The sequence below is a fragment of the Spirosoma litoris genome, assembly GCF_054776755.1.
On sequence record NZ_BAAHBI010000011.1, the window covers coordinates 131,971 to 153,188 of the forward strand.

The window sequence follows — 21,218 nt, forward strand, 5'->3', positions numbered from 1 at the left end:
CAAAGCTGACGCAAGTTTTTTACGCTCTTTCACTCATTCACCCTTGCGCTTATTAGTATTAAATCAGTAGTATTACTGTGTGAATCGGCATACGAACAACCTCAAACAGCAGATCGAACGCGTCTTGCACTGGGAACAATCGTCCCACTGGCGTTTCAGCGACTTTGTGCAGCTAAGTGAACTGATTCGTAAACACACCCATCGGCTTGTCGATGCCCAGGAGTTACAGCTCTTCTGGCAATCGTCGGTCATTATTTCGTCTTATTTTCTGGATACCCTTGCCCAGTTTGTTGATTATGAGGACTGGGATGACTTTTGTACACGAAATTTCTACGGCACTGTAGAAGTTGATGAGGAAACAGAGCGGTTGTACGCGCCCATGTGGGAAATTCCAACGCGATGGGTTGTTGCTATCTGCTGGTTTTCGGTGCTTGCGTCACTGGTAATTACCGTTCTCCTTATCTGGAAGCATTAAACGATTCGCATTCTCCAATCGTTATTGTTGTGTACATTCGTTCCCCAAATCATAACCTAATTCAAACGACCAAATGGTACGTTTTCCATTCTCACTGAGTTTGTTAATGAGCGCTACGCTGGTAGTAGCGCAACCCGTTCCTAAGTCTAAGACAACCGTTGCCAAACCTGCTTCGAAGCCTACATCACAAGCAGGTTCTCCTAATCTGAACGCGCTCATCCCGCTCGATCCGGCGGTTAAAGTCGGGAAGTTGCCCAACGGCCTGACCTACTACATTCGTAAAAATGTTGAACCCAAAAATCGAGCTGAATTGCGACTGGTTATTCGGGCGGGCTCGGTGCTGGAAACTGACAATCAGCAGGGGCTGGCCCACTTCATGGAGCATATGGAGTTCAACGGCACGAAGAACTTTCCCAAAAACGAACTGGTCAATTTTCTGCAATCGGCGGGCGTTCGCTTTGGAGCCGATTTGAATGCGTACACTGGTTTCGATGAAACGGTTTATCAACTGCCTGTCCCAACAGATTCAGCCAATGTGTTTTCGAAAGCGTTTCAGATTCTGGAAGACTGGGCACACAACGCGACAATCGACCCAACCGAAGTAAACAAAGAACGGGGGGTAATTCTGGAAGAACGTCGGCTTGGACGCGGGGCTGGCCAGCGGATGCGCGATAAGTATTTCCCCCTTTTGCTGAATAATTCGCAGTACTCGAAACGGCTACCCATTGGTACCGAGCAGGTGCTGACGACGTTTAAACCCGAAACTTTGCGGCAATATTATAAAGACTGGTATCGGCCTGATCTGATGGCGGTTATTGCCGTAGGCGATTTCGATGTTAAGCAGGTAGAAGGCATTATCCGCGAAAAATTCGGGCGGATTCCGGCGGTGAAAAATCCGAAGCCACGCACCGAGTACGAGATTCCCGCGCACAAAGACACGAAAGTGGTTATTGTGACTGATCCTGAACAGCCCAACACAGTAGTGCAGGTGATTTACAAACGTCCTGAAATCAAAGAGAAAACCCTGAATGACCTACGTGAGAGCATCAAGCGGGGTTTATTCAACACCATGCTGGGCAACCGAATTCAGGAGTTAACCCAACGTGCTGATCCTCCATTTTTAGGTGGCTACAGCAATTATAGCGACTTCCTGGGTAATCTGGATGCATTTACGTCTATTGCTGTCGCTAAGGAAGGTAATGTAGAAAAAGCTATTCGGGCAGTATTGGACGAGAATGCTCGTGTCAAACAATTCGGCTTTACGGCAACAGAATTGGCTCGTGCCAAGCAGGAATTCCTGACAAACGTTGAGCAGGCCTACAGCGAACGGAATAAAACCCGCTCGGTTAATTATGTTAACGAATACGTTCAGAATTTCACGGATAAAGAGCCGTATACCAGCATTGAGTTCTATTACGATTTTCTGAAAAAAGAGCAGGATGGTATCAAGCTGGGTGAGGTGAATGCACTGGTTGATCAATTCATTCATAACGACAACCGGGCCGTTATTGTCATGGCTCCTGAAAAGGATAAAGCCAAACTCCCGACTGAAGCGCAGATTCTGAGCTTTATAGATGATGCTGGAAAAGGCCTGACTGCCTACGAAGATAAAACCATCGATAGCCCGTTGCTGGCTACTCAACCAGTGGGTTCGCCCGTCGTTAATGAAAAGAAAGTTGCCGACATCGGTGTAACGGAGTGGACACTCAAAAATGGCGTTCGGGTGATCCTGAAACCAACCGATTTTAAGAATGACCAGATTCTCTTCTCGGCCAGCAGTTTCGGAGGTACTTCACTCTACGATCTGAACGATTTTCAATCGGCGCGGTTTTCGTCTACGCTTACGGCTATGGGTGGTACGGGCGCTTACAACCAGATTCAACTGGGTAAATTCCTGTCTGGAAAACAAGTAAGTGTATTTCCATATGTGGGCGAACTGAGCGAGGGCATCAATGGTAGTGCGGCACCAAAAGATCTGGAAACGGCGTTACAATTGCTGTATAGTTATTTCACACAACCGCGTAAAGACGCCGACGTGGTAAAGGGTTTTCTCTCGAACCAGCGAAGTGCCTTACAAAACCGGATTAATACACCAACACCGCAGGGCGTATTTCAGGATACGGTGGCGGTTACGCTGGGGAATTACAATCCACGTCGATTGCCGCTCAAGCCAGCCGATTTAGATAAAATTGATCTTGACCGAGCGTTGCAAATCTACCAGGAGCGTTTTGCTAACGCTGGCGATTTCACGTTCTACTTTGTCGGCAATTTTAAGGAGGATCAATTGAAGCCTTTAGTCGAAAAATACCTGGGCGGTTTACCTGCGACAGATAAACCTGAGAAATTCAAAGATTTGGGTATTCGTGCACCGAAAGGCGAAATCAGCAAAACGGTTTATAAAGGGCTTGACCCAAAAGCGTCGGTGCAGCTAGTTTATACGGGAGATATTACCTGGTCGCCAGAAACGGCTACTCAACTGGATGCGTTGGCCGAAGTGCTCGAAATCAAATTGCTTGAAAAACTTCGCGAGGAAGAGAGTGGTGTTTACGGAGTTTCAGCCAACGCGGCTTATGCCAAGTACCCGGTGCCTCGTTATACATTCCGTATCAATTTCGGTTGTGCCCCTGAAAATGTCGAAAAACTCATTGCCAAAACACAGGAGTTGATCAATGATTTAAAACAGAAAGGCGCGCTCCCAGCCGACATCGCTAAGTTCAAAGCCGAAACCCGCCGGGAAACGGAAGTCCAACTAAAAGATAATCAATTCTGGCTAGGCTATCTTCAGAATCAGTATTACAATGGTGATGCCCCCGACGAAGTGCTGCATGAAAGCGAACAACTCAACAAAGTGACCGTCGAAAGCACGAAGGCGGCAGCGAATCAGTACTTCGGCTCAAATTATATCAAGCTGATATTAATGCCGGAGAAGAAGTAGTCAATGAGAGATGTCTGGTTTTTAACGACCTTTGCCAGTCATATAGTAGCCTATCATGGAACTGAATAAGCAAACGATTCTTCAATTCATACGACGAAACCGGGCACAGATTAGAGCGTTCGGTGTCGAGAGAATTGGCTTATTTGGATCGTTTGTCAGAAATGAACAACGTCCTGATAGCGATATAGATTTACTAGTTGAGTACGAGGCTGGACAAGCATCATTTAAAAATCTGATGTACTTAGCCTTCTTTTTTGAAGATTCTCTGCATCGTAAAATTGAGCTTGTAACGCCCTTATCATTAAGCAATCGACTTAAGCAATACGTTGCTCAAGAAGTTGAATATGTCACGCTCACTGATTGAATATTTAGAACATGTTCTGACGGAAGCCAACTTTTTGGTTAACGTATCTGAGAATCTCTCGTTGGAGCAACTGCTTGACGATGAGTTACGTAAACGGGCAAAATGAAATACCAGAGTTAGCTTTTCAGGTTAAACAAATCATTGGCGATTTGCAGGCAAAAGGCATCGAATAAAATCAGCCATCAATGTCGATCCGTATAATTCAGATTACATTGATGGCTGGGAAAATATGAGACAGGCAAACACCTATTAATGAGAAACAGGCGTATCGACTACAATCGGTACGCTTGTTTTTTTGATAGCTCCCATCCCGCCTTCCACGTTCACGACATTATCGAAACCACGCGCTTTCAGAATTGAGTTGGCGACCATCGACCGGTAGCCACCGGCACAGTGTACGTAAACCGGTTCCGTGCGGCTGATGGCAGCCATATGGTCGTTTAAATTGTCTAATGGCAGATTTTCAGCATCCTTAACGTGTTCTGTCGCAAATTCAACAGGCTTGCGTACATCTACAATTTGCATGGCAGGATTTTGCTGCCAGCGTTGCGCAAACTCCTCTGCCGAAAGGGATTCAATGGTGTCGACTTCCTTATCTGCCTGGTGCCATGAATTAAATCCGCCATCCAGGAAGCCAATACAATTATCATAACCAACACGGGCTAGTCGTAGCACAGTTTCGCTCTCCTGACCTATGGGAGTAACAAGTGCAATCGGTTGGGTTAAGTCAGGAATCAACGCGCCAACCCAGGGGGCAAACTGCCCATTTAGGCCAATATTGATGGAGTTAGGAATGAACCCTTTGGCAAAGACAACGGCATCACGAACATCTAAAATCAGCGCCCCTGTTTCGTTAACCGCTGCTTCGAAGGCTTCTGGCGAAAGTGCCTGACTGCCCCGTTGCATAACACGATCAATCGATTCGTAGCCTTCTTTATTGAGCCGGGCGTTTTCGGCAAAGTAAGCTGGAGCCGTGGTTAGTCCATCGAGTACTTTTTCAATAAACTCTTCCTTCGATTTAGCGCGAAGGGCATAATTGAAGCGCTTCTGATTACCGAGTTTATCGGTCGTTTCCTTGCTCATGTTCTTTCCGCAAGCCGAACCCGCGCCGTGAGCCGGATAAACAATGACGTCATCAGCAAGGGGCATAATTTTCGTATGTAGACTGTCGTAGAGCATTCCAGCAAGGTCGCGCTCGGTCAGGTCGCCTTTAATCGCTAAATCGGGCCGCCCTACATCGCCAATGAAAAGCGTGTCGCCGGTGAAAATAGCGTGGTCTTTTCCCGTTTCGTCGATGAGCAAATAGGTTGTGGATTCCTGTGTATGACCAGGCGTGTGCAGCACTTTTATGGTCACATCGCCTAGCGAAAAGGTTTCGCCGTCCTTTGCCTGATAAGCCTCGTAACTTGTGTTTGCATTGGGGCCATACACGATGGTAGCACCTGTTTTCTTGGCTAAATCAATATGTCCCGAAACGAAATCAGCATGAAAGTGCGTCTCGAAAACGTACTTGATCCGGGCTCCCGCTTTCTCCGCTTTGCGGATATAAGGCGCGGTTTCACGAAGGGGATCGATGATGGCGGCTTCACCAGCACTTTCGATATAATAAGCTCCCTGAGCCAGACAGCCTGTGTATAGTTGTTCGATGATCATGAATTACTATTTCAAGTTTCAGGTTTCATATTCCAACTGAGCAACTCGTGCAATTGATTAACCTAAGCTTGGAATGTGGAACCTGAAACAGTTTTATAAAATCTCCCGGCTAATAATATATAGCGCAACCACTAACACAAACCAGCCAAATCCTTTTTTTAGTCGGTCAGGGGCTACGAAGCGGGCTAAATACATTCCCGCAAAAATCCCGATTATGGATAAACCCGTAAAGGGCAGCAGAAAATTCCAGTTTAAGCCGGTATGATGAATATCACCTAAAAAACCAACAAACGAGTTAACAGCAATAATCAAAACAGAAGTCGCGACTGCCCGATGAATCGGTAGCCCAGCCATCAGTACCAGCATTGGCACAATCAGAAATCCACCACCTGCGCCAATAGTCCCTGTCAGTAAGCCTACGGCTAGTCCATCTAGGGCCAGACTGCCATAGCGTGGATGTCCGTCGGCGGCTTCACCTTGCTCCGGGCGATCACTACGGATCATAGCTCTAGCAGCAATTACCATAACAATTGCGAAGAAGTATAAAATGGCGTCGCTCTTCGAAAGTTGGAACTTTTCGAATTGAAATAACGGATCTGGTAGGGCAGGGACCAGAAATCGGCGACTCAAATAGACGGAAATGAACGAAGGTAACGCAAACGCTGCGGTAACGTTTAAGTCGACCTGCTTTTTCCAGATATGATTGATTGACCCTACCAATGAAGTCGACCCTACAACAAACAGCGAATAGGTCGTTGCCAGAATGGGAGGAATGCTGAAGATATAGACAAAAATGGGTATAGTCAGAATAGAACCTCCGCCCCCGGCCAGACCAATCACTAAGCCTACTACCAGAGCTGAAGCATATCCGAATAATTCCTGTCCATTCATTGCAGAACAAAACTACACTTGTTTAGTCTATAGACTAATGAAAAATGCCCGCTAACTTAAAGCTAGCGGGCATTTTTCATTAAATGGTACTAGTAAAACCAAGAATTATTCCTGTGGCTTATTCAGATGGCTATTCTTCCGGCTGTAGGTGAAATAAACAATCAAGCCAATTATGCACCAAACCACAAACGATATTTTGGTATCGGTACGCAGATTGTACATCAGATACAGGTTGGCACAGATACCCAATGTAGCAATTAAGGGTAAAACGGGTGTTTTATAAGGTCGTTCCAGATTCGGTTCCCGAACCCGCAACAGCCAAACGGCACCGCAAATCATGGCGAAGGCCAGCAATGTTCCCGAACTGGTTAACTCCGACACTTTATCAATTGGCGTTAAGGCAGCAACGATTGATACAATGATACCGACCAGAATCGTGCTTTTCCAGGGTGTTTTAAACTTAGGGTGAATGGCCGCAAACAGGCTCGGAGGAATCAAACCATCTTTGGCCATACCCAGGAAAACCCGTGTCTGACCGAGCATCATTACCAGCATTACGGAAGTTAGACCACCCAGCGCGGCAATGGTGATGATGTAAACGGCCCAGGTTAAACCCTTATCGGCAAATGCCTGCGCTACAGGAGCTTTCAAATCAAGATTCTTGAATGGCACCATACCTGTTAACACGAGTGAAACCAGAATATAGAGTATAGTACAAATAACGAGTGAAGCAATGATAGCGAAGGGTACGTCTTTCTTGGGGTCAATTGCTTCACCAGCTTGCGTCGAAACGGCGTCAAAGCCGATATACGCGAAGAATACAATACTCGCTGCCGTTACGATACCATTGAAGCCGTAGTGCTGTTGGCCACCGCTGTCGATAACAGGATCGGGAAGGAATGGGTGCCAGTTAGCTGTATCCACGTAAAAAGCACCGACAACAATCACGAAAATAACCACAGCTACTTTCACAATTACGATGATGTTATTCGTGCTGGCGGCTTCTTTAATACCCTTCACCAAAATGTACGTGACGACCAGTACAATCAGGAAAGCAGGGAGGTTCATGGCGAAGGAGAAGTCTGGAACAGCCACGCCAGCAGCCCGAAGTGCTGCGGCTTTTTCCTGTGCTGTAACGGGATCGTTCATCAACCAGATAGGTGGGTCGATGTGGAAGAGATGGAGTAATTTCTCGAAATACCCCGACCAGCTCACCGCTACAGTTGTGGCTCCCATCATGTATTCCAGAATCAGGTTCCAGCCAATGAGCCAGGCAAAAATTTCACCAACTGTTCCGTACGAATACGCATAGGCCGAACCTTCTACCGGTAAGATCGAAGCAAACTCAGCGTAACAAAGAGCGGCAAACGTACAGGCTACACCGGCTAGTACAAATGACAAGGCCAACGCTGGACCAGCCCAGTCGTGGGCAGCAATACCCGTTAATACAAAAATACCGCCCCCGATGACGGCACCAATGCCCAGCGAGGTCAATCCCCAGCGCGTTAATACGCGCTTGAGTTCACTTTTCTTCATGTCGGCTTCATAAGCCGCAAGGGGCTTTTTACGCCAGACACTGGTATCAACAGGTTTTAATTTAGTTTCCATGTAGGGAAATAGAGTTTGGTGATTGTGTCGTTTGGAGAAATAATCTTAGGTTAAAACGTCGGGAAAGATACGAAATAAAATGAGCGAATGAGTGATTGAGTGATTGAGCGAATTATTTCTCGCTACTTTTTTTCACTCAATCACTCATTCGCTCAATCACTCAATCATTTACGATTGTGAAGGGCGGATTAGAGGTTTCTTCTCTTTCTTTTCCTTCTTGGCTGTGAACTCTTCTGGTGTAGCAGGAGCAGCCGTCGTGAAGTCAGCAGGAACGGCATCGTAGCCTGTTTTCTTCTCGCTAATAGTTGGGGTAATCACTTCTTTTTCCTGATCGCGGCTCAGGGCGTCAACCACAATCGGTGTAGCAACGAACAGCGACGAGTACGTACCAACCACAACACCAATCAACATTGCGAATGAGAAACCACGAATGGTTTCGCCACCGAAGATGAAGAGGACTAACAGTACCAGAATGGTCGAGAAACCGGTTACTGCCGTACGGCTCAGCGTGCTGTTTAGGGCGTTGTTAATGATCGTGGCAATTGATTCTTTCTTGCCTTTGTTTTCGGCCAGGTACTCACGAACCCGGTCAAATACCACAACGGTATCGTTCATAGAGTAACCCATGATGGTCAGCAAGGCACCCACAAAAGCCTGATCAACGTCAAGCGAGAATGGAAGCAACCCGTTGAAGATCGAGAAGATAGCCAGGATGATCAGTACGTCGTGGAACATGGCCACAATAGCACCATAACCGAAAGCCAGTTTCTTGAACCGGATCAGGATGTATACGAATACAACCGCTACAGCCAGCAGAATAGACCACAAAGCCGATGTCAGCAAGTCATAGGCAATGGTAGGACCAACTTTTTGTGAACTTTCGATTTTAGCTGGATTGCCCTGAATGCTGCTGAGACCTTTGTAAACCGTAGCTTCAGCTTTCTTATCGGCACCCTGCGAATTATCGTCAACCAGATAAGGCGTCGTTACTTTAACCTGATTGGCACCGATACCTGTACCACCGTAAGTTTTTACTTCTGGCGATCCACCTAAAACGGGTTCTAACGCGTTCCGAACGTCATCCGTACTTACTGATTTCTCGAAACGAATGACATAAGAACGACCACCTTTAAAGTCAACACCTAAACCGAAGCCCCGGAAAATAGCGGAGATGATACCTAAACCGATGATGACCGATGAAACGGTGTAGTACAGTTTCCGACGTGATACGAAATCAAAATCAGAATCAGCAAACAGTTTCTTTGCCCAGTTTGAGCTAAAGCTTAATGTCTTACCATTGCGGATGTAATATTCCAGTAGCAGGCGAGTAATGAAAATGGCTGCGAACAACGAGGTTAGAATACCAATGATCAGTGTTGTAGCAAAACCAAGGATCAGACCTGTACCGAAGATGAATAGTACGATACCCGTCAGGAAGGTCGTTACGTTTGAGTCGATAATCGACGACATCGCGTTCTTGAACCCATCGGCAACGGCTACTTTAAAGCTCTTACCTAGCTCCAGCTCTTCCTTGATCCGTTCGAAAATAAGTACGTTCGCATCAACGGCCATACCGATCGACAGTACGATACCCGCAATACCTGGCATGGTCAATACCGCTCCCAACGACGCCATAACGCCCATCAGGAAGAACAGGTTAACAATCAGGGCAGCATCGGCAATAAGACCAGCGCGGTTGTAGTAGAACACCACAAAACCAAGTACTAACAAAATACCGATAACCGACGAAAGAACCCCAGCACTAACGGCTTCAGAACCCAAGGTAGCACCCACAACGCTTTCTTCAACGATGTTGGTTGGAGCAGGCAACTTCCCGGCTTTCAATACGTTGGCCATATCCTTGGTTTCTTCTACAGTGAAGTTACCCGAGATGCTCGAACGACCGTTTGGAATTTCGTTCTGTACGTTTGGTGCGGTGTATACGAGATTATCCAGCAAAATAGCAACCGGACGACCTACGTTTGCAGCCGTCAGGTTCCGCCATTTACGGGCACCTTCAGGGTTCATGTTCATCGTTACTTCCGGACGGCCACGATCATCGTAATCATTAGCCGCATCTGTAATTACATCGCCTTCTAATGGAGCACGACCACCTGATTTTTTCAGGAAATACAAGGGCAGAATCTCTTTGCCATCCGTTGCTTTGAACGTCTTCCGATCCCAGGCAAAGAATGCATCAGCAGGGAACAGGCTTTTTACTTCAGGAGCATTCAGAACAGCATTGGCACGGGCCGTATCTTTCAGGTAAACACCTAATTGGTCCTGGCCAACGGGTAAGAACAGCTGCGTCAGCGCTGTACCCTGAGCAGCGGCAGCCGCTGTGTCATTTTTAGCGGTCGAATCCTTCTTGCTTCCCTGTGCTAATTGCGATTCAAGGCTCGATGCGCCTTTAGCAGCTGAACCTGTAGCAGGTGCTGTCGTTTTAACAGCCGCTTTACGAGCCGCTTCCTGGGCTAACAGATAAGCACCAATGCCTTCGATAGCTGGAGCCAGTTCGTTCAGACGATAAACTTCAGTGAATTCAAGTTTAGCAGCGCCCGTTAACAGACGGCGGATACGCTCTGGGTTATCAACACCGGGCAATTCAATCTGAATCCGGCCCGAACCTGGCAACCGTTGAATGTTAGGGTTAGCCACACCGAATTTATCGACCCGCGCCTGGATAATCTGGAAGGCCCGTGTTGTAGCACCGTTTACTTCGTCGTTCAGCAACTTCCGTACTTCGGTATCCGACGATTGGTAGTTGATTTTGCTACGGTTCGCACTCGTTGCAAATACGCTGGCCAGTTTCGTATCGGGAGCCAGTTTCTTAAATGCACTTGCGAACAGATCAACAAAGCTGGTGTTGCTGGTTTTCTGATCTTCCAGCGCTTGTTTCAGCGCCTGATTGAATTTAGGATCTCGGTTGTTGCCCGACAAACTGCGAAGAATATCGGCAGGCGATACCTCTAATACAACGTGCATACCGCCTTGCAGGTCAAGACCCAAGCCTAATTCACGCTCGGTTACTTCCTGAAGGGTACTTCCCAGATAAACGGGCTCTTTCCAGAGCGAATCGAGGTAATGCTGTTTTTTGTTACGGTCAACTACGCCTGCTTTGTCAGTGGCATAAGCCTCTGCATCGGACTTGATGTTCCGTGAGACGAATGTAAACGACAGGAAGTAGATGCAGATGGCTGCAATGACGCCTGTCAGAATGAGAATTCCGGTTCTGTTTTGCATTGGGATACACAGGCTACGCCCGTGATTTGGCTATAAATTACTAGGGTGATAAATAAAGAAGTCGGCCGCTGGTGGGCACTGACTCAAACGGGAATAAATAAGGCCATGGCAAGGCTGCCTGAGCCTAAACGCGCACTCTAGGGGGCATTTGTGGCTATATGATGGCCAAAAACGTGCTTGAAGTAAGAAAAATAGAAATGCGGAAACGTAAAAGACCGCAGGAGCGGAACGCTCAACAATAATAAAATCAGGAGCGTTGGTGCAGGAAGAAAAAAGGCGCTCTGGCCTGACTCTCCCAATTGAATCGCGGGAGTAACGACTGCCTCAAATTGGGCCGTACTTAGCTTAGCCGCAGCGGGCGCATCAGTCGATTTACCTGATTTCGTCTGTTCGGCAACGGCTTTAGGCACTATAGCAGTCTTGGCGCGGGCCACATTACCATAGCCCCAAACAGCTGTAAACAGCAGCAGGGAGGCCAGCATGAGGCTCGAAAGACGTTGTATGATGCGCGGTTGCTTCATAGATTCCTTTTGCGGATGACAAATTTCGTACCAATATTGGAAGAATGCAAGTATAAATTGTATAGAGTTTCAAAAAACGAGTTGTGGTCTCCTGATAACTATACTAAAATACGGTAAACGGTTTAACTTTCAGATTATCAATGTGTTTTAGTTAAACGGCATGGGTTTTGTGGGTAGCTGAATAACCGCAAACACCATCTATGTTCAAACTACTACTTACCTTCCTCTTTGTCCTTATTGCCACCATAGGGCACACCGCAACCACTCCCATTCGCCTTAAAGTTGTATCCATTACACCCAGCGAAAACACGGGTCAGGATTATTCGCCCTGGCTTAATGATGATGTTAGTAAACTCGTACAGAGTGCCTGGTCGGATAATGCCAAGTGGGTTCAGGTCACGCTCAAACTGGAGAAAAAAAGCCTGATATCAAGCCTGTCGCTGTATGACTACGATGGCTCATTTCCCGATCAACCTGCTTTGCTCTATGCCATGAACGGGACCCAACGGGTGTTGATTGGCTCGTTTGATGGTTCTACGTACATGAACTGGGTAACGCTCACGCCGTTTCAGGAGTTGGTAGCCGATGCCATTATGATTTATAAGTATGGCAACAATATCCCGCAAAAAATTAAGGTATTTGGCCAGCCTATTACATCGACAACCACAATTCCCAAGCCGCTCGATTTGCTTACGCTTGTTTCGGCAAAAGACAAACCCGTTACGGGCGAAGATTATTCGGCTTACCTGAATGATAATCTGGCTAACCTGGTGCCTTCTTACTGGCAGCCGTCTAATTTTCAATGGACAGATGTAACCGTCAAATTCAGCAAAAAGAGTTTATTGACTAAACTGGACTTGTATGATGCGGAGGGAACATTTGAATCGGCACCAGCCCAGATTTATGTACTGAATGGGAAGGAGAAAACCTTGATCGGTACGTTCACGGGCGACAAATACATGGAATTCAAATCCTATGCCTTAACGGAGCCGATGGTTGCCGAGGGTATCGTGATTCATAAATACTGCAACAACATTCCTGTCAAGATTCGGGCATACGGGAAAGTATTACCCGACGACCCACTCGATGCTATTTTATACGCTCAGGAGCGCGTAAATGTTACGAGTGTGGTATCGAGTCTATCCACGCCACAAAACTACACGCCCTACCTCAACGATGATATGAGTAGCCTGGTGAAAACCGACTGGAGTAGCGACAATTGCCGATGGATGGATCTGACACTCAAACTAGAAGCCAAAAGCACCCTGACTAAGTTGGAATTGTACGACGGTGAAGATCAGTTTTCGAGTACGCCAGCCTTGATTTATGCCCTCAACGGAACGCAGAAAACGCTACTCGGCTCTTTTACGGGGCCAGATTATATGAAGTGGCAGGAGTTGTCGTTTCCGTCGGTAGTTGCTGAGGCCATCGTCATTCACAAATACTGTAATGCGCTACCCATTAAAATTCGGGTGTATGGGCATCCGGTTGAGGATGCAGGAACAGTAACGACACCGGGTAGCACAACGACAACTGCGCCAGTCGTATTGGGTGATAAAATTCCCATCGACGCCAATCGGTGGTATCAACTTAATAATGTTAGCAATGGGCTGAATGCCTTGTTTGATGGAAACACAAGCGATGAGGTACAAACGGGTTGGGGCAAAATTTTGCGTACGTACGATGCTTATTACCCTTTGCTACCGGGTGAATCGATGGATATTAAAGCCATTAAACTATATGACGGAAATGGCAGTAATTCCTCAAGTCCAATGCGATTGTCGATCATCACCAATGATTGGCGACGAATTGAAATCGCTCAATTCCAGGGCCTCGAATACAATACCTGGGTAGGCCCTTACCCAACCCGAAGTACACAGGGAGATGCTAAGTTTCTGCTCGACAATGTGGTGACCGGAGCACGTTATCTGGTGATTAATACAACAGATTTCTGGCCACGTGAACTCGAACTCTACGGCTCCTATCAAGTTGGGAGTAGAACCGCCAATGCATTACCGACTAAAAATCCAACCTTTAAAAACCTGCTCGGTATAAACGCGTTTGAATGGGATTTTTATCAGACTGGCGTTTCAGGTATTTCGGCCCCTAAAGTAAAGGCGATGCAGTCGTTCGGTGTGATGAGGCACTATATGGACTGGGAGAAACTGGAACTGACCGAAGGCAATTACACTTTTAACCCGACGCATTCGGGTGGCTGGAATTATGATCTGATGTATGAACGCTGCAAAGCGGACGGTATTGAGGTGATGGCCTGCCTGAAAGATATGGCTCCCTGGATGAATGCCACGTACCCCGCCAATCAACAAGGTAGCGATAACGTGCCAGTACGGTATGGGAAAGATTATTCAAGCCCATTGTCGTATATCGAACAGGCAAAGGTGGCCTTTCAGTATGCCGCCCGTTATGGAAAAAATACATCGATCGATCCGGCTTTGGTAAAGGTAAATACTAACGCTCGTTGGACGAATGATCCGCCTAACGTCGTGAAAATTGGCCTTGGACTGATTAACTACATCGAATGCGATAACGAGCGTGACAAATGGTGGCGGGGACGAGTGGCTTACCAAACCGGTCGTGAGTACGCGGCTAATATGTCGGCGTTTTATGATGGACATAAAAATACAATGGGTGCTGGCGTTGGGGTGAAAAACGCCGACCCAGGTATGACGGTGGTGATGGGTGGCCTATGCTCAATTGCCAATGGTACCGATTATATCCGGGGTATGATCGACTGGTGTAAAGAGTTTCGGGGCTACAAATCTGATGGGCGCGTCGACCTTTGCTGGGACGTTATTAACTATCATCTTTATCCAGACAATTCTGGTTCGATGCAAAATGGGAGTGGGGCTTCGGCACGGGGTTCGGCCCCTGAGTTGTCGGTTGCAACGCATGTGGCACGAAACGTACTGAAACTTGCTCACGATGCCTGCTACGATATGCCGGTTTATATATCAGAAACGGGCTACGATTTAAATCAGGGAAGCCCACTACACACAATAGCCATTGGCAATAAACCGGTAACCACTACACAGGCCGACTGGAATTTGCGAACGGCTCTTTTGTATGCTCGTGAAGGGATAGATCGGGTTGATTTTTACCAGACCTACGACCTGAATCTGGATTGTTCTACCCAGTTCTGCTCAATGGGTTTTATCAACGCTGATTTCACTCGAAAACCCACTGCCGACTACTTTTATCAGGCGAAAAAACTGATTGGGAATTATGTGTTTAAAGAGTCGCTGAGTACAAACCCAAATGTGGATCGATACGAACACAATGGTCAGTCAATGTATGCCTTATGGATTCCAGACGAAGTTGGCCGAACGGGACAATATACGCTGGATTTGAAGACGGGTAACGTAGCGAATGTGTATACTCCTAAAGCCGGGTGCGATACGATGGCGTTACAGGTTAGACCAACCGTCAATAATCAGATTACGCTCACGCTCTCCGAAACGCCCATATTCGTTTCGGCGGGTGGTACAGGCGCTGCGCGTTTGGGAACGGGTTCAATTGATACCGAATCGATACGTGTTTACCCAAATCCGTCGATCGATCATGTCGTCCTCCAGCTCAATAGCCCATATGTAGGCAATGTGGATGTCAAGTTGATTGATGCTAATCTGGGCGTGTCGCGGCAGCAGGTTACGCTGCAAAAAAACTCAACGACCTTTTCGGAGAAAGTCGATTTATCGACACTTCCTTACGGCATTTATTTGCTTGAAGTAAACCAGGGGACTGATCGAACGATTAAGAAAATTTTGAAAGTGCATTAAGTAGACGAGCCAATCGACAAACAAGACCGATCAACTGATTGGTCTTGTTTGTTTATAGGTTAATAACTGCCTTCCTGGTAACCTTTGTTGCGGACTGGGCTCTCACTGCTTGGCTAATCAGCAATAAAAGGAGTAACTGTGAATAGAGCATAGGAATCCTTTGCTAACAAACCGGTAAAAATGAGTTTTACTGACCTTCTATAAGCAATAACCCGATAGGACTATAATCAGGCAAGAATCCGTTGATGCATCACCGTAACTTTACTTAAAATTGGGTGTTTGTTCAGCGTTAAATACTTTTACTGATGAAGACTTTAATTGCTTTATTCGTTTCCTGGTTGCTATTCTCGGGGCAATTGATCGCCCAACATACCATTTTCTTTGTCAACGGCCATTCTGGACGGGCTAGCGTAATCGAGTTTAAAGAGAAAACGGTACTTCTAAAAAGTTTCGACAGTCCCCGCTCTCCGATTCAGGAAATCCCCAAAAATAGCATTGACCGTATTGTTATGGCAGATAGTATAGTGCTAACTGCCACTGATATTTCACAGCGTCGATCACCAGCTGATCAGGTAGCGTTGTTTATCAAAAAAGAAGCCAGTCGATCGGCAGCTGATGATGGATTGCCTCGGCCTGTTGCATTTGAGTGGTCGAATTTCTTGGGACAGTCACTTACATTAGCCAATGTAAGGCATACGGAGAATAACACGATTTTGACGTTTATTCATAAGAATTATGGCTTATTTGGAACCCAGTTTGTTATAAGTTCAGCTACCTATTTATACAACCGTCAGGATGTTCGAGAGGCATTTCGCATCAGTAAAATAGTAGGATTTGACCTGGATGTGCCAATTACGATTCCTGCAAGTGTCGATTCGTTACAGTATGAATTGTACTTCGAGCGAGTAAAACCAGGGCTGGAAGAGGTTAATTTCAAAAGTATGCCGATTGCTACAGGTTTATTAGGTGGTCCTGCGAGTGGCTACTTAATTACTGGACTTTTAATTAACAATCCCCTTGTTGCCAGTGAAGCGAACGGATCGGCATCAATAGCAATGACCTTTGGAGCCTCTAAATTGAGCTGCATTACTTGTGGTAATGTGGGAAAGGTGCGTTGCCCTAACTGCTTAGGGAATGGTACAATTAAAACGACCAAGCACATTCCTGTAAGTCTTACCAATAGAAAGGACTATCGAATTGTCAGCCAGGAGACGACATGCCCAGTCTGTGAGGGGAAAGGAAGTTATATCTGTCCCAATCGCCCTAATCATCCTGAAGTCCCTTAGAAACTATAGCATGTAAGCATGCAATTGATATACTTGCTAAAGCCTGTCCGGGAGGCACAGTTAAATTTCTCTATTTTTACGTTATGAATCTGCATGAATTTATTCAATTAGCCTTAGCCGAAGATGTCGGTGATGGTGATCACACATCGCTCTCAACGATTCCTGCCGACGCTCAGAAACGCGCTCGGCTGTTAGTCAAAGAAGCGGGTATTCTGGCGGGGGTGGAAGTGGCCCAGGCCATTTTTGCCGAAGTCGATCCAGCCTTCGAAGTCGAAGTATTGATGCACGACGGGGCCAATATTAAACCCGGCGATATTGTACTTACTGTTAGCGGAAACGCCCGCAATATCCTGACTGCCGAGCGATTGGTACTCAACTGCATGCAGCGCATGAGCGGCATTGCCACACATACGCGTGAACTGGTCAACTTGTTAGAAGGTACACGAGCCAAACTATTGGATACGCGCAAAACCACGCCCAACTTCCGTATCTGTGAGAAAATGGCGACCAAAATAGGTGGAGCTGTGAATCACCGATTCGGTCTATATGACATGATTCTCATTAAAGACAATCACGTCGATTATGCTGGAAGTATCGAAGCGGCCATCACCAAAGCGGTTGCGTATCTGGAAGAAACTGGTCGGCAATTACGCATTGAAGTCGAAACTCGGAATCGGGCCGAAGTGGAAGAAGTGCTTCGGGTTGGACAAGTCGATGTGATTTTACTCGATAACTTTAGTCCAGATGGTATCCGCGACATGGTGCGCCTGATTAATGGGCGATTTATTACCGAGGCATCGGGTGGAATCGACGAAACGAACCTTAGAGCCTATGCCGAAACGGGTGTTGACTTTATTTCATCAGGAGCCTTAACTCACCAAATCAAGAGCTTGGATTTGAGCCTGAAGGCGTATTAAAGGATAGGTTGTTGCCGGGGAATAGTCAAACGTTGTCAAGAATTGTGAATGCATAAGGGAATAGTTGACCATGCTGTGGCAAAGCATAGTAAGAAAAATCTTGTACCTGTAGGGATGTACAACTGCGTTCCGGCAGAATGCAACAACGTAACCAACTTATTCATCAAGTTCTATGGCTTGGGTCAATTAACGATTTAATTGACCCAAGCCATACTTATAAGCCCTTATTGAAATCCAGAATAGCCTGATCAGGATTAGCCAGGTAGGCCGTGCGTTGCTCTGCCGTTTCGCCCACATATACCTCGTATTGATCGGCTTCAATGGCCTTGGCAATCGTTTCGGCTACCACATAGGGCGCCATGCCGTTATGACCACCCATGTCTTTCGTCGCTTCGGTATCAACCAGCGAAGGCATCACTTCGAATACTTTTATAGACGTATCTTTCGCTAATCCCAGGCGCAGGGCAACGGTATGCGAGTGCAGAGCCGCTTTTGAATCAGAATACGTAGGTAAGACAACTAACGGATGAAACGTCACATTCGAGGTAATATTGACAATGGCGGCTTCTGGTTGCTGCTTGAGAAGCCCTAAGAGTTTTTCAGTCAATAAAACGGGTCCAAAATAGTTAACGCTGAACTCGTATTGGGCTTTTTTATACGCATCAGCCCCTTCTCCCAACTGATATATATTGGCCACTCCTGCGTTATTGATGAGTAGGCTGAGCGTGGGGTAGTCCTGTTTAAGCCGGACTGCCAGAGCCTCAATGTCTACTTCTTTACTGACATCGCACTGAATGGTGTCCACGCCGAGTGTCTGACTAGCTTGATCAAGTTTATCGGCATTGCGCCCGACCAGGATGACCTGGTTGCCTTTTTCTTTCAGCAATTTGGCAATAGCATAGCCAATACCTGATCCGCCACCGGTAACCAGGGCGGTTTTATTTGTGAGATTCATACTTGTTTTTGTTTAGAAATCTTGATCGATAAGTCGCCACCTTGTTTGATGGGGTATTCATCACTTAATTGTCGAGCCGTATCATACTTTTTGGTGGCATATCGCCACTCAAAGGCTTTTACTAAGGGCATCGGTTTGTTTGCGTTAAAAATACTATTAACTTTACTTGTAATTTGCAAGTAAACAAAGGTAGGGTATTTAACTTGTGATTTGCAAGTTAAATTATTTGTTTTTATGAAAGAGATCAAAATCCGGTCGGGATGCCCATTAAGCTATACGCTCGACTTCTTTGGTGATAAATGGTCGCTACTGATCGTGCGGGATATGGCCCTAAACGGCAAATCGACCTATGGCGAGTTTCTGAGCTCGGAGGAACAGATCGCGACCAATATTCTGGCCGATCGACTCAGTATGTTGGAGACGAATGGGTTTGTGACCAAGCAGGTAGCCCCGGATAAGAAATCAAAGTTTGTGTACCGGCTGACTGAAAAGGGTATTTCGCTGGTACCGGTCATTATGGAAATCGGCCTTTGGGGGTCCCTGTATAATCCACCCGGCCTGAATCCGCAACTGCTCCAAGCCTTGCAGCAGGACAAAGAAGGAACGATCAGACGTATCCAGGAAACCCTCAGAAGTAAGCCTTAACGAATCTTACTAGTGATTTGGCAAACCTTATTTGAAAGGAAGAGCATATTTGTAGACAGTTGACTTTAATCTCAAATTGCCGTCCCGTAAATCAACAGCTCACTTTCGGTTATTTGTTGCGTCAATAATGCACATGACCATTTCCTGGCACTATCCTACTTCGCTGGGTTTTCATCAATCCCCAATCGAGGCAAAGCTGGATTTAGGATTCTTGGAATGATTTTAATCCGAAAAATCCGCATATCGGCCATGTGGAAATCGCAGCTATAAAAATTTCGGAGCTTAACTCCCCGATAAACAGCCATGTAATTGACTTTCGGTGGCCAGTTATTCAAAGCCAATTCTGCTGTAATAGCATCTACCGCCTTACGTAAATTAGAAAAAAAGATGACAGTCGGCTCACGTTGGCGAATGGCTGTTAATGACCCTGTGTACTGTATGGTCACTTCATAAATTGTTCGGCCTGAAGGACGTAGTATACTGGTTTTTGCCATGATGATGCCTGGTTTTATCTACAATGCGATTATACCGAAAAACTATCTAACTATTTTTCAAAGCCTAAACTAAAAATATACTTCAGGCGTTTTACCTACAATTGCATCAATCAAAATCCCTGGCCGCTTCAAACGACCGGGGATTTTTGTTTATAATAAAGCAAAAAAGCGTTGGCTGTAAGGCCAACGCTTTTTTTGTGTAGTGCGGACCAACCGCATTACTTACTTCTTGTACATAACTGTCTCTACCGCCTGCAATGTGCGTTTCACGTTTGGTAGAATCGCTTCGATGAGCGTAGGGGCGTAAGGCAACGGTAAGTCCATGCTGTTTACGCGTACAACCGGTGCATCTAAATAATCGAAGGCGTTACGTTGGATGTTATAAGTTAACTCCGACGAGATAGCTGCCAATGGCCATGCTTCTTCGACAATCACACAACGGTTGGTTTTCTTCACCGAGTTGATGATGGTTGCGTAATCAATCGGACGAACCGAACGCAAGTCGATTACTTCGGCCGAAACTCCGTTTTTCGCTAGCTCGTCAGCAGCAGCTAAAGCTACTTTCATGATTTTGCCAAACGATACGATGGTTACGTCGTTTCCTTCGCGAACAACTTTGGCCTGGCCAATCGGAATCAAGTATTCTTCTTCGGGTACCTGGCCTTTATCGCCATACATCAGCTCCGACTCCATGAAAATAACAGGGTCGTTATCGCGGATACATGATTTGAGAAGACCTTTGGCGTCGTAAGGATTGGATGGAACAACTACTTTCAACCCCGACGTATTGGCGAACCAGTTCTCGAAGTTCTGTGAGTGTTGCGAAGACAGCATACCGGCATTGCCCGTTGGTCCCCGGAATACGATAGGACAGGAGTATTGCCCACCCGACATCGACATAACTTTAGCTGCCGAGTTAATGACCTGATCAATCGCAACGAGCGAGAAGTTGAAGGTCATGAATTCAATAATTGGGCGCAGACCATTGATGGCTGAACCAACACCTATACCGGCAAAGCCAAGTTCGGCAATGGGGGTATCGATTACGCGCTCCGGACCGAATTCGTCCAGCATACCCTGGCTAACTTTGTAAGCACCATTGTATTCGGCGACCTCTTCGCCCATCAGATAGACCAGTGGGTCCCGGCGCATTTCTTCCGTCATGGCCTCCCGCAGGGCTTCGCGGAACTGTATTTCTCTCATGCTGAGTGTGTTGCTTTCGGTTAGTTACCTGCCTGATCGAAATCAGGCCAGATGGCTGAAAAATTGATCAAAAGTAGGCAAAATGACCTGATTCGTCAAATGCGGGTTGATAGCTTCTTTAGGTATGTGGGAAAATACCGTGAGAAATACAGTTTATTTCACCAGCAGAGACTAGTACTCTTCCAATTTAATGATTAGATAAAATTAAGTATCTTTCCGACATGGGCCAAC

Annotated in this window: 16 protein-coding genes; 7 read left to right on the forward strand and 9 right to left on the reverse strand. The window is 46.5% G+C overall.

The window, feature by feature from the left end; genetic code table 11:
• Positions 1-79 precede the first annotated feature (79 nt).
• From ACYVGR_RS10565 to ACYVGR_RS10575, 3 genes are all read left to right on the forward strand, one after another.
• Positions 80-475 carry a hypothetical protein gene (locus tag ACYVGR_RS10565; RefSeq protein WP_460956303.1) on the forward strand — a complete coding sequence of 132 codons (396 nt, stop codon included), beginning with the start codon at positions 80-82 and terminating at the stop codon, positions 473-475.
• 73 nt (positions 476-548) lie between these two features.
• Positions 549-3,410 (forward strand): M16 family metallopeptidase, encoded by a 2,862-nt coding sequence (locus ACYVGR_RS10570; RefSeq protein WP_460956305.1) that lies wholly within the window; start codon positions 549-551, stop codon positions 3,408-3,410.
• 55 nt (positions 3,411-3,465) lie between these two features.
• Entirely contained in the window at positions 3,466-3,774 is a 309-nt protein-coding gene (locus tag ACYVGR_RS10575; protein ID WP_460956307.1) for a nucleotidyltransferase family protein, read from the forward strand.
• A gap of 249 nt (positions 3,775-4,023) precedes the next feature.
• On the opposite strand, the gene ACYVGR_RS10580 is transcribed toward ACYVGR_RS10575, so the two are convergent.
• The 5 genes from ACYVGR_RS10580 to ACYVGR_RS10600 all read right to left on the reverse strand — a co-directional run bounded on the left by ACYVGR_RS10580 (position 4,024) and on the right by ACYVGR_RS10600 (position 11,690).
• Entirely contained in the window at positions 4,024-5,427 is a 1,404-nt protein-coding gene (locus tag ACYVGR_RS10580) for an MBL fold metallo-hydrolase (RefSeq protein ID WP_460956309.1), read from the reverse strand.
• Positions 5,428-5,520: 93 nt separating this feature from the next.
• Positions 5,521-6,318 (reverse strand): sulfite exporter TauE/SafE family protein, encoded by a 798-nt coding sequence (locus ACYVGR_RS10585; protein WP_460956311.1) that lies wholly within the window; start codon positions 6,316-6,318, stop codon positions 5,521-5,523.
• A gap of 105 nt (positions 6,319-6,423) precedes the next feature.
• On the reverse strand, positions 6,424-7,926 hold the full coding sequence (locus ACYVGR_RS10590) for an APC family permease (RefSeq protein ID WP_460956313.1): 1,503 nt from the start codon (positions 7,924-7,926) through the stop codon (positions 6,424-6,426).
• Between the two features lie 168 nt (positions 7,927-8,094).
• A complete protein-coding gene (gene secDF, locus ACYVGR_RS10595; protein WP_460956315.1) occupies positions 8,095-11,169 on the reverse strand; it encodes a protein translocase subunit SecDF in 3,075 nt (1,024 codons plus the stop codon).
• Between the two features lie 137 nt (positions 11,170-11,306).
• Entirely contained in the window at positions 11,307-11,690 is a 384-nt protein-coding gene (locus tag ACYVGR_RS10600; RefSeq protein WP_460956317.1) for a hypothetical protein, read from the reverse strand.
• A 200-nt stretch (positions 11,691-11,890) separates the two neighbouring features.
• On the opposite strand from ACYVGR_RS10600, the gene ACYVGR_RS10605 reads away from it, so the two are divergent.
• The 3 genes from ACYVGR_RS10605 (at position 11,891) to nadC (ending at position 17,690) form a co-directional block, all read left to right on the forward strand.
• Positions 11,891-15,487 carry a T9SS type A sorting domain-containing protein gene (locus ACYVGR_RS10605; protein WP_460956319.1) on the forward strand — a complete coding sequence of 1,199 codons (3,597 nt, stop codon included), beginning with the start codon at positions 11,891-11,893 and terminating at the stop codon, positions 15,485-15,487.
• 305 nt (positions 15,488-15,792) lie between these two features.
• The gene (locus ACYVGR_RS10610; protein ID WP_460956321.1) at positions 15,793-16,773 is read left to right on the forward strand and encodes a DnaJ-like cysteine-rich domain-containing protein; all 981 of its coding nucleotides are present in this window, start codon (positions 15,793-15,795) and stop codon (positions 16,771-16,773) included.
• Between the two features lie 83 nt (positions 16,774-16,856).
• Complete coding sequence (gene nadC, locus ACYVGR_RS10615; RefSeq protein WP_460956323.1) at positions 16,857-17,690, forward strand: carboxylating nicotinate-nucleotide diphosphorylase; 834 nt, start codon at positions 16,857-16,859, stop codon at positions 17,688-17,690.
• 214 nt (positions 17,691-17,904) lie between these two features.
• Here nadC and ACYVGR_RS10620 read toward each other — a convergent pair whose 3' ends face one another.
• Together ACYVGR_RS10620 and ACYVGR_RS10625 are read right to left on the reverse strand one after the other, a co-directional pair.
• Positions 17,905-18,645 carry an SDR family oxidoreductase gene (locus ACYVGR_RS10620; protein WP_460956325.1) on the reverse strand — a complete coding sequence of 247 codons (741 nt, stop codon included), beginning with the start codon at positions 18,643-18,645 and terminating at the stop codon, positions 17,905-17,907.
• Positions 18,642-18,776 carry a hypothetical protein gene (locus ACYVGR_RS10625; RefSeq protein WP_460956327.1) on the reverse strand — a complete coding sequence of 45 codons (135 nt, stop codon included), beginning with the start codon at positions 18,774-18,776 and terminating at the stop codon, positions 18,642-18,644. The genes ACYVGR_RS10620 and ACYVGR_RS10625 overlap by 4 nt, the downstream gene beginning before the upstream one ends.
• A gap of 103 nt (positions 18,777-18,879) precedes the next feature.
• Here ACYVGR_RS10625 and ACYVGR_RS10630 point away from each other — a divergent pair, with 103 nt between their 5' ends.
• Positions 18,880-19,290, forward strand: a complete 411-nt coding sequence (locus ACYVGR_RS10630) for a winged helix-turn-helix transcriptional regulator (RefSeq protein WP_460956329.1) — start codon at positions 18,880-18,882, stop codon at positions 19,288-19,290.
• Between the two features lie 155 nt (positions 19,291-19,445).
• Here the strand turns inward: ACYVGR_RS10630 and ACYVGR_RS10635 are convergent, their stop codons facing one another.
• Together ACYVGR_RS10635 and ACYVGR_RS10640 are read right to left on the reverse strand one after the other, a co-directional pair.
• Complete coding sequence (locus tag ACYVGR_RS10635; protein WP_460956331.1) at positions 19,446-19,784, reverse strand: hypothetical protein; 339 nt, start codon at positions 19,782-19,784, stop codon at positions 19,446-19,448.
• A 222-nt stretch (positions 19,785-20,006) separates the two neighbouring features.
• Positions 20,007-20,987 (reverse strand): pyruvate dehydrogenase complex E1 component subunit beta, encoded by a 981-nt coding sequence (locus ACYVGR_RS10640; protein ID WP_157584011.1) that lies wholly within the window; start codon positions 20,985-20,987, stop codon positions 20,007-20,009.
• Positions 20,988-21,218 lie beyond the last annotated feature (231 nt).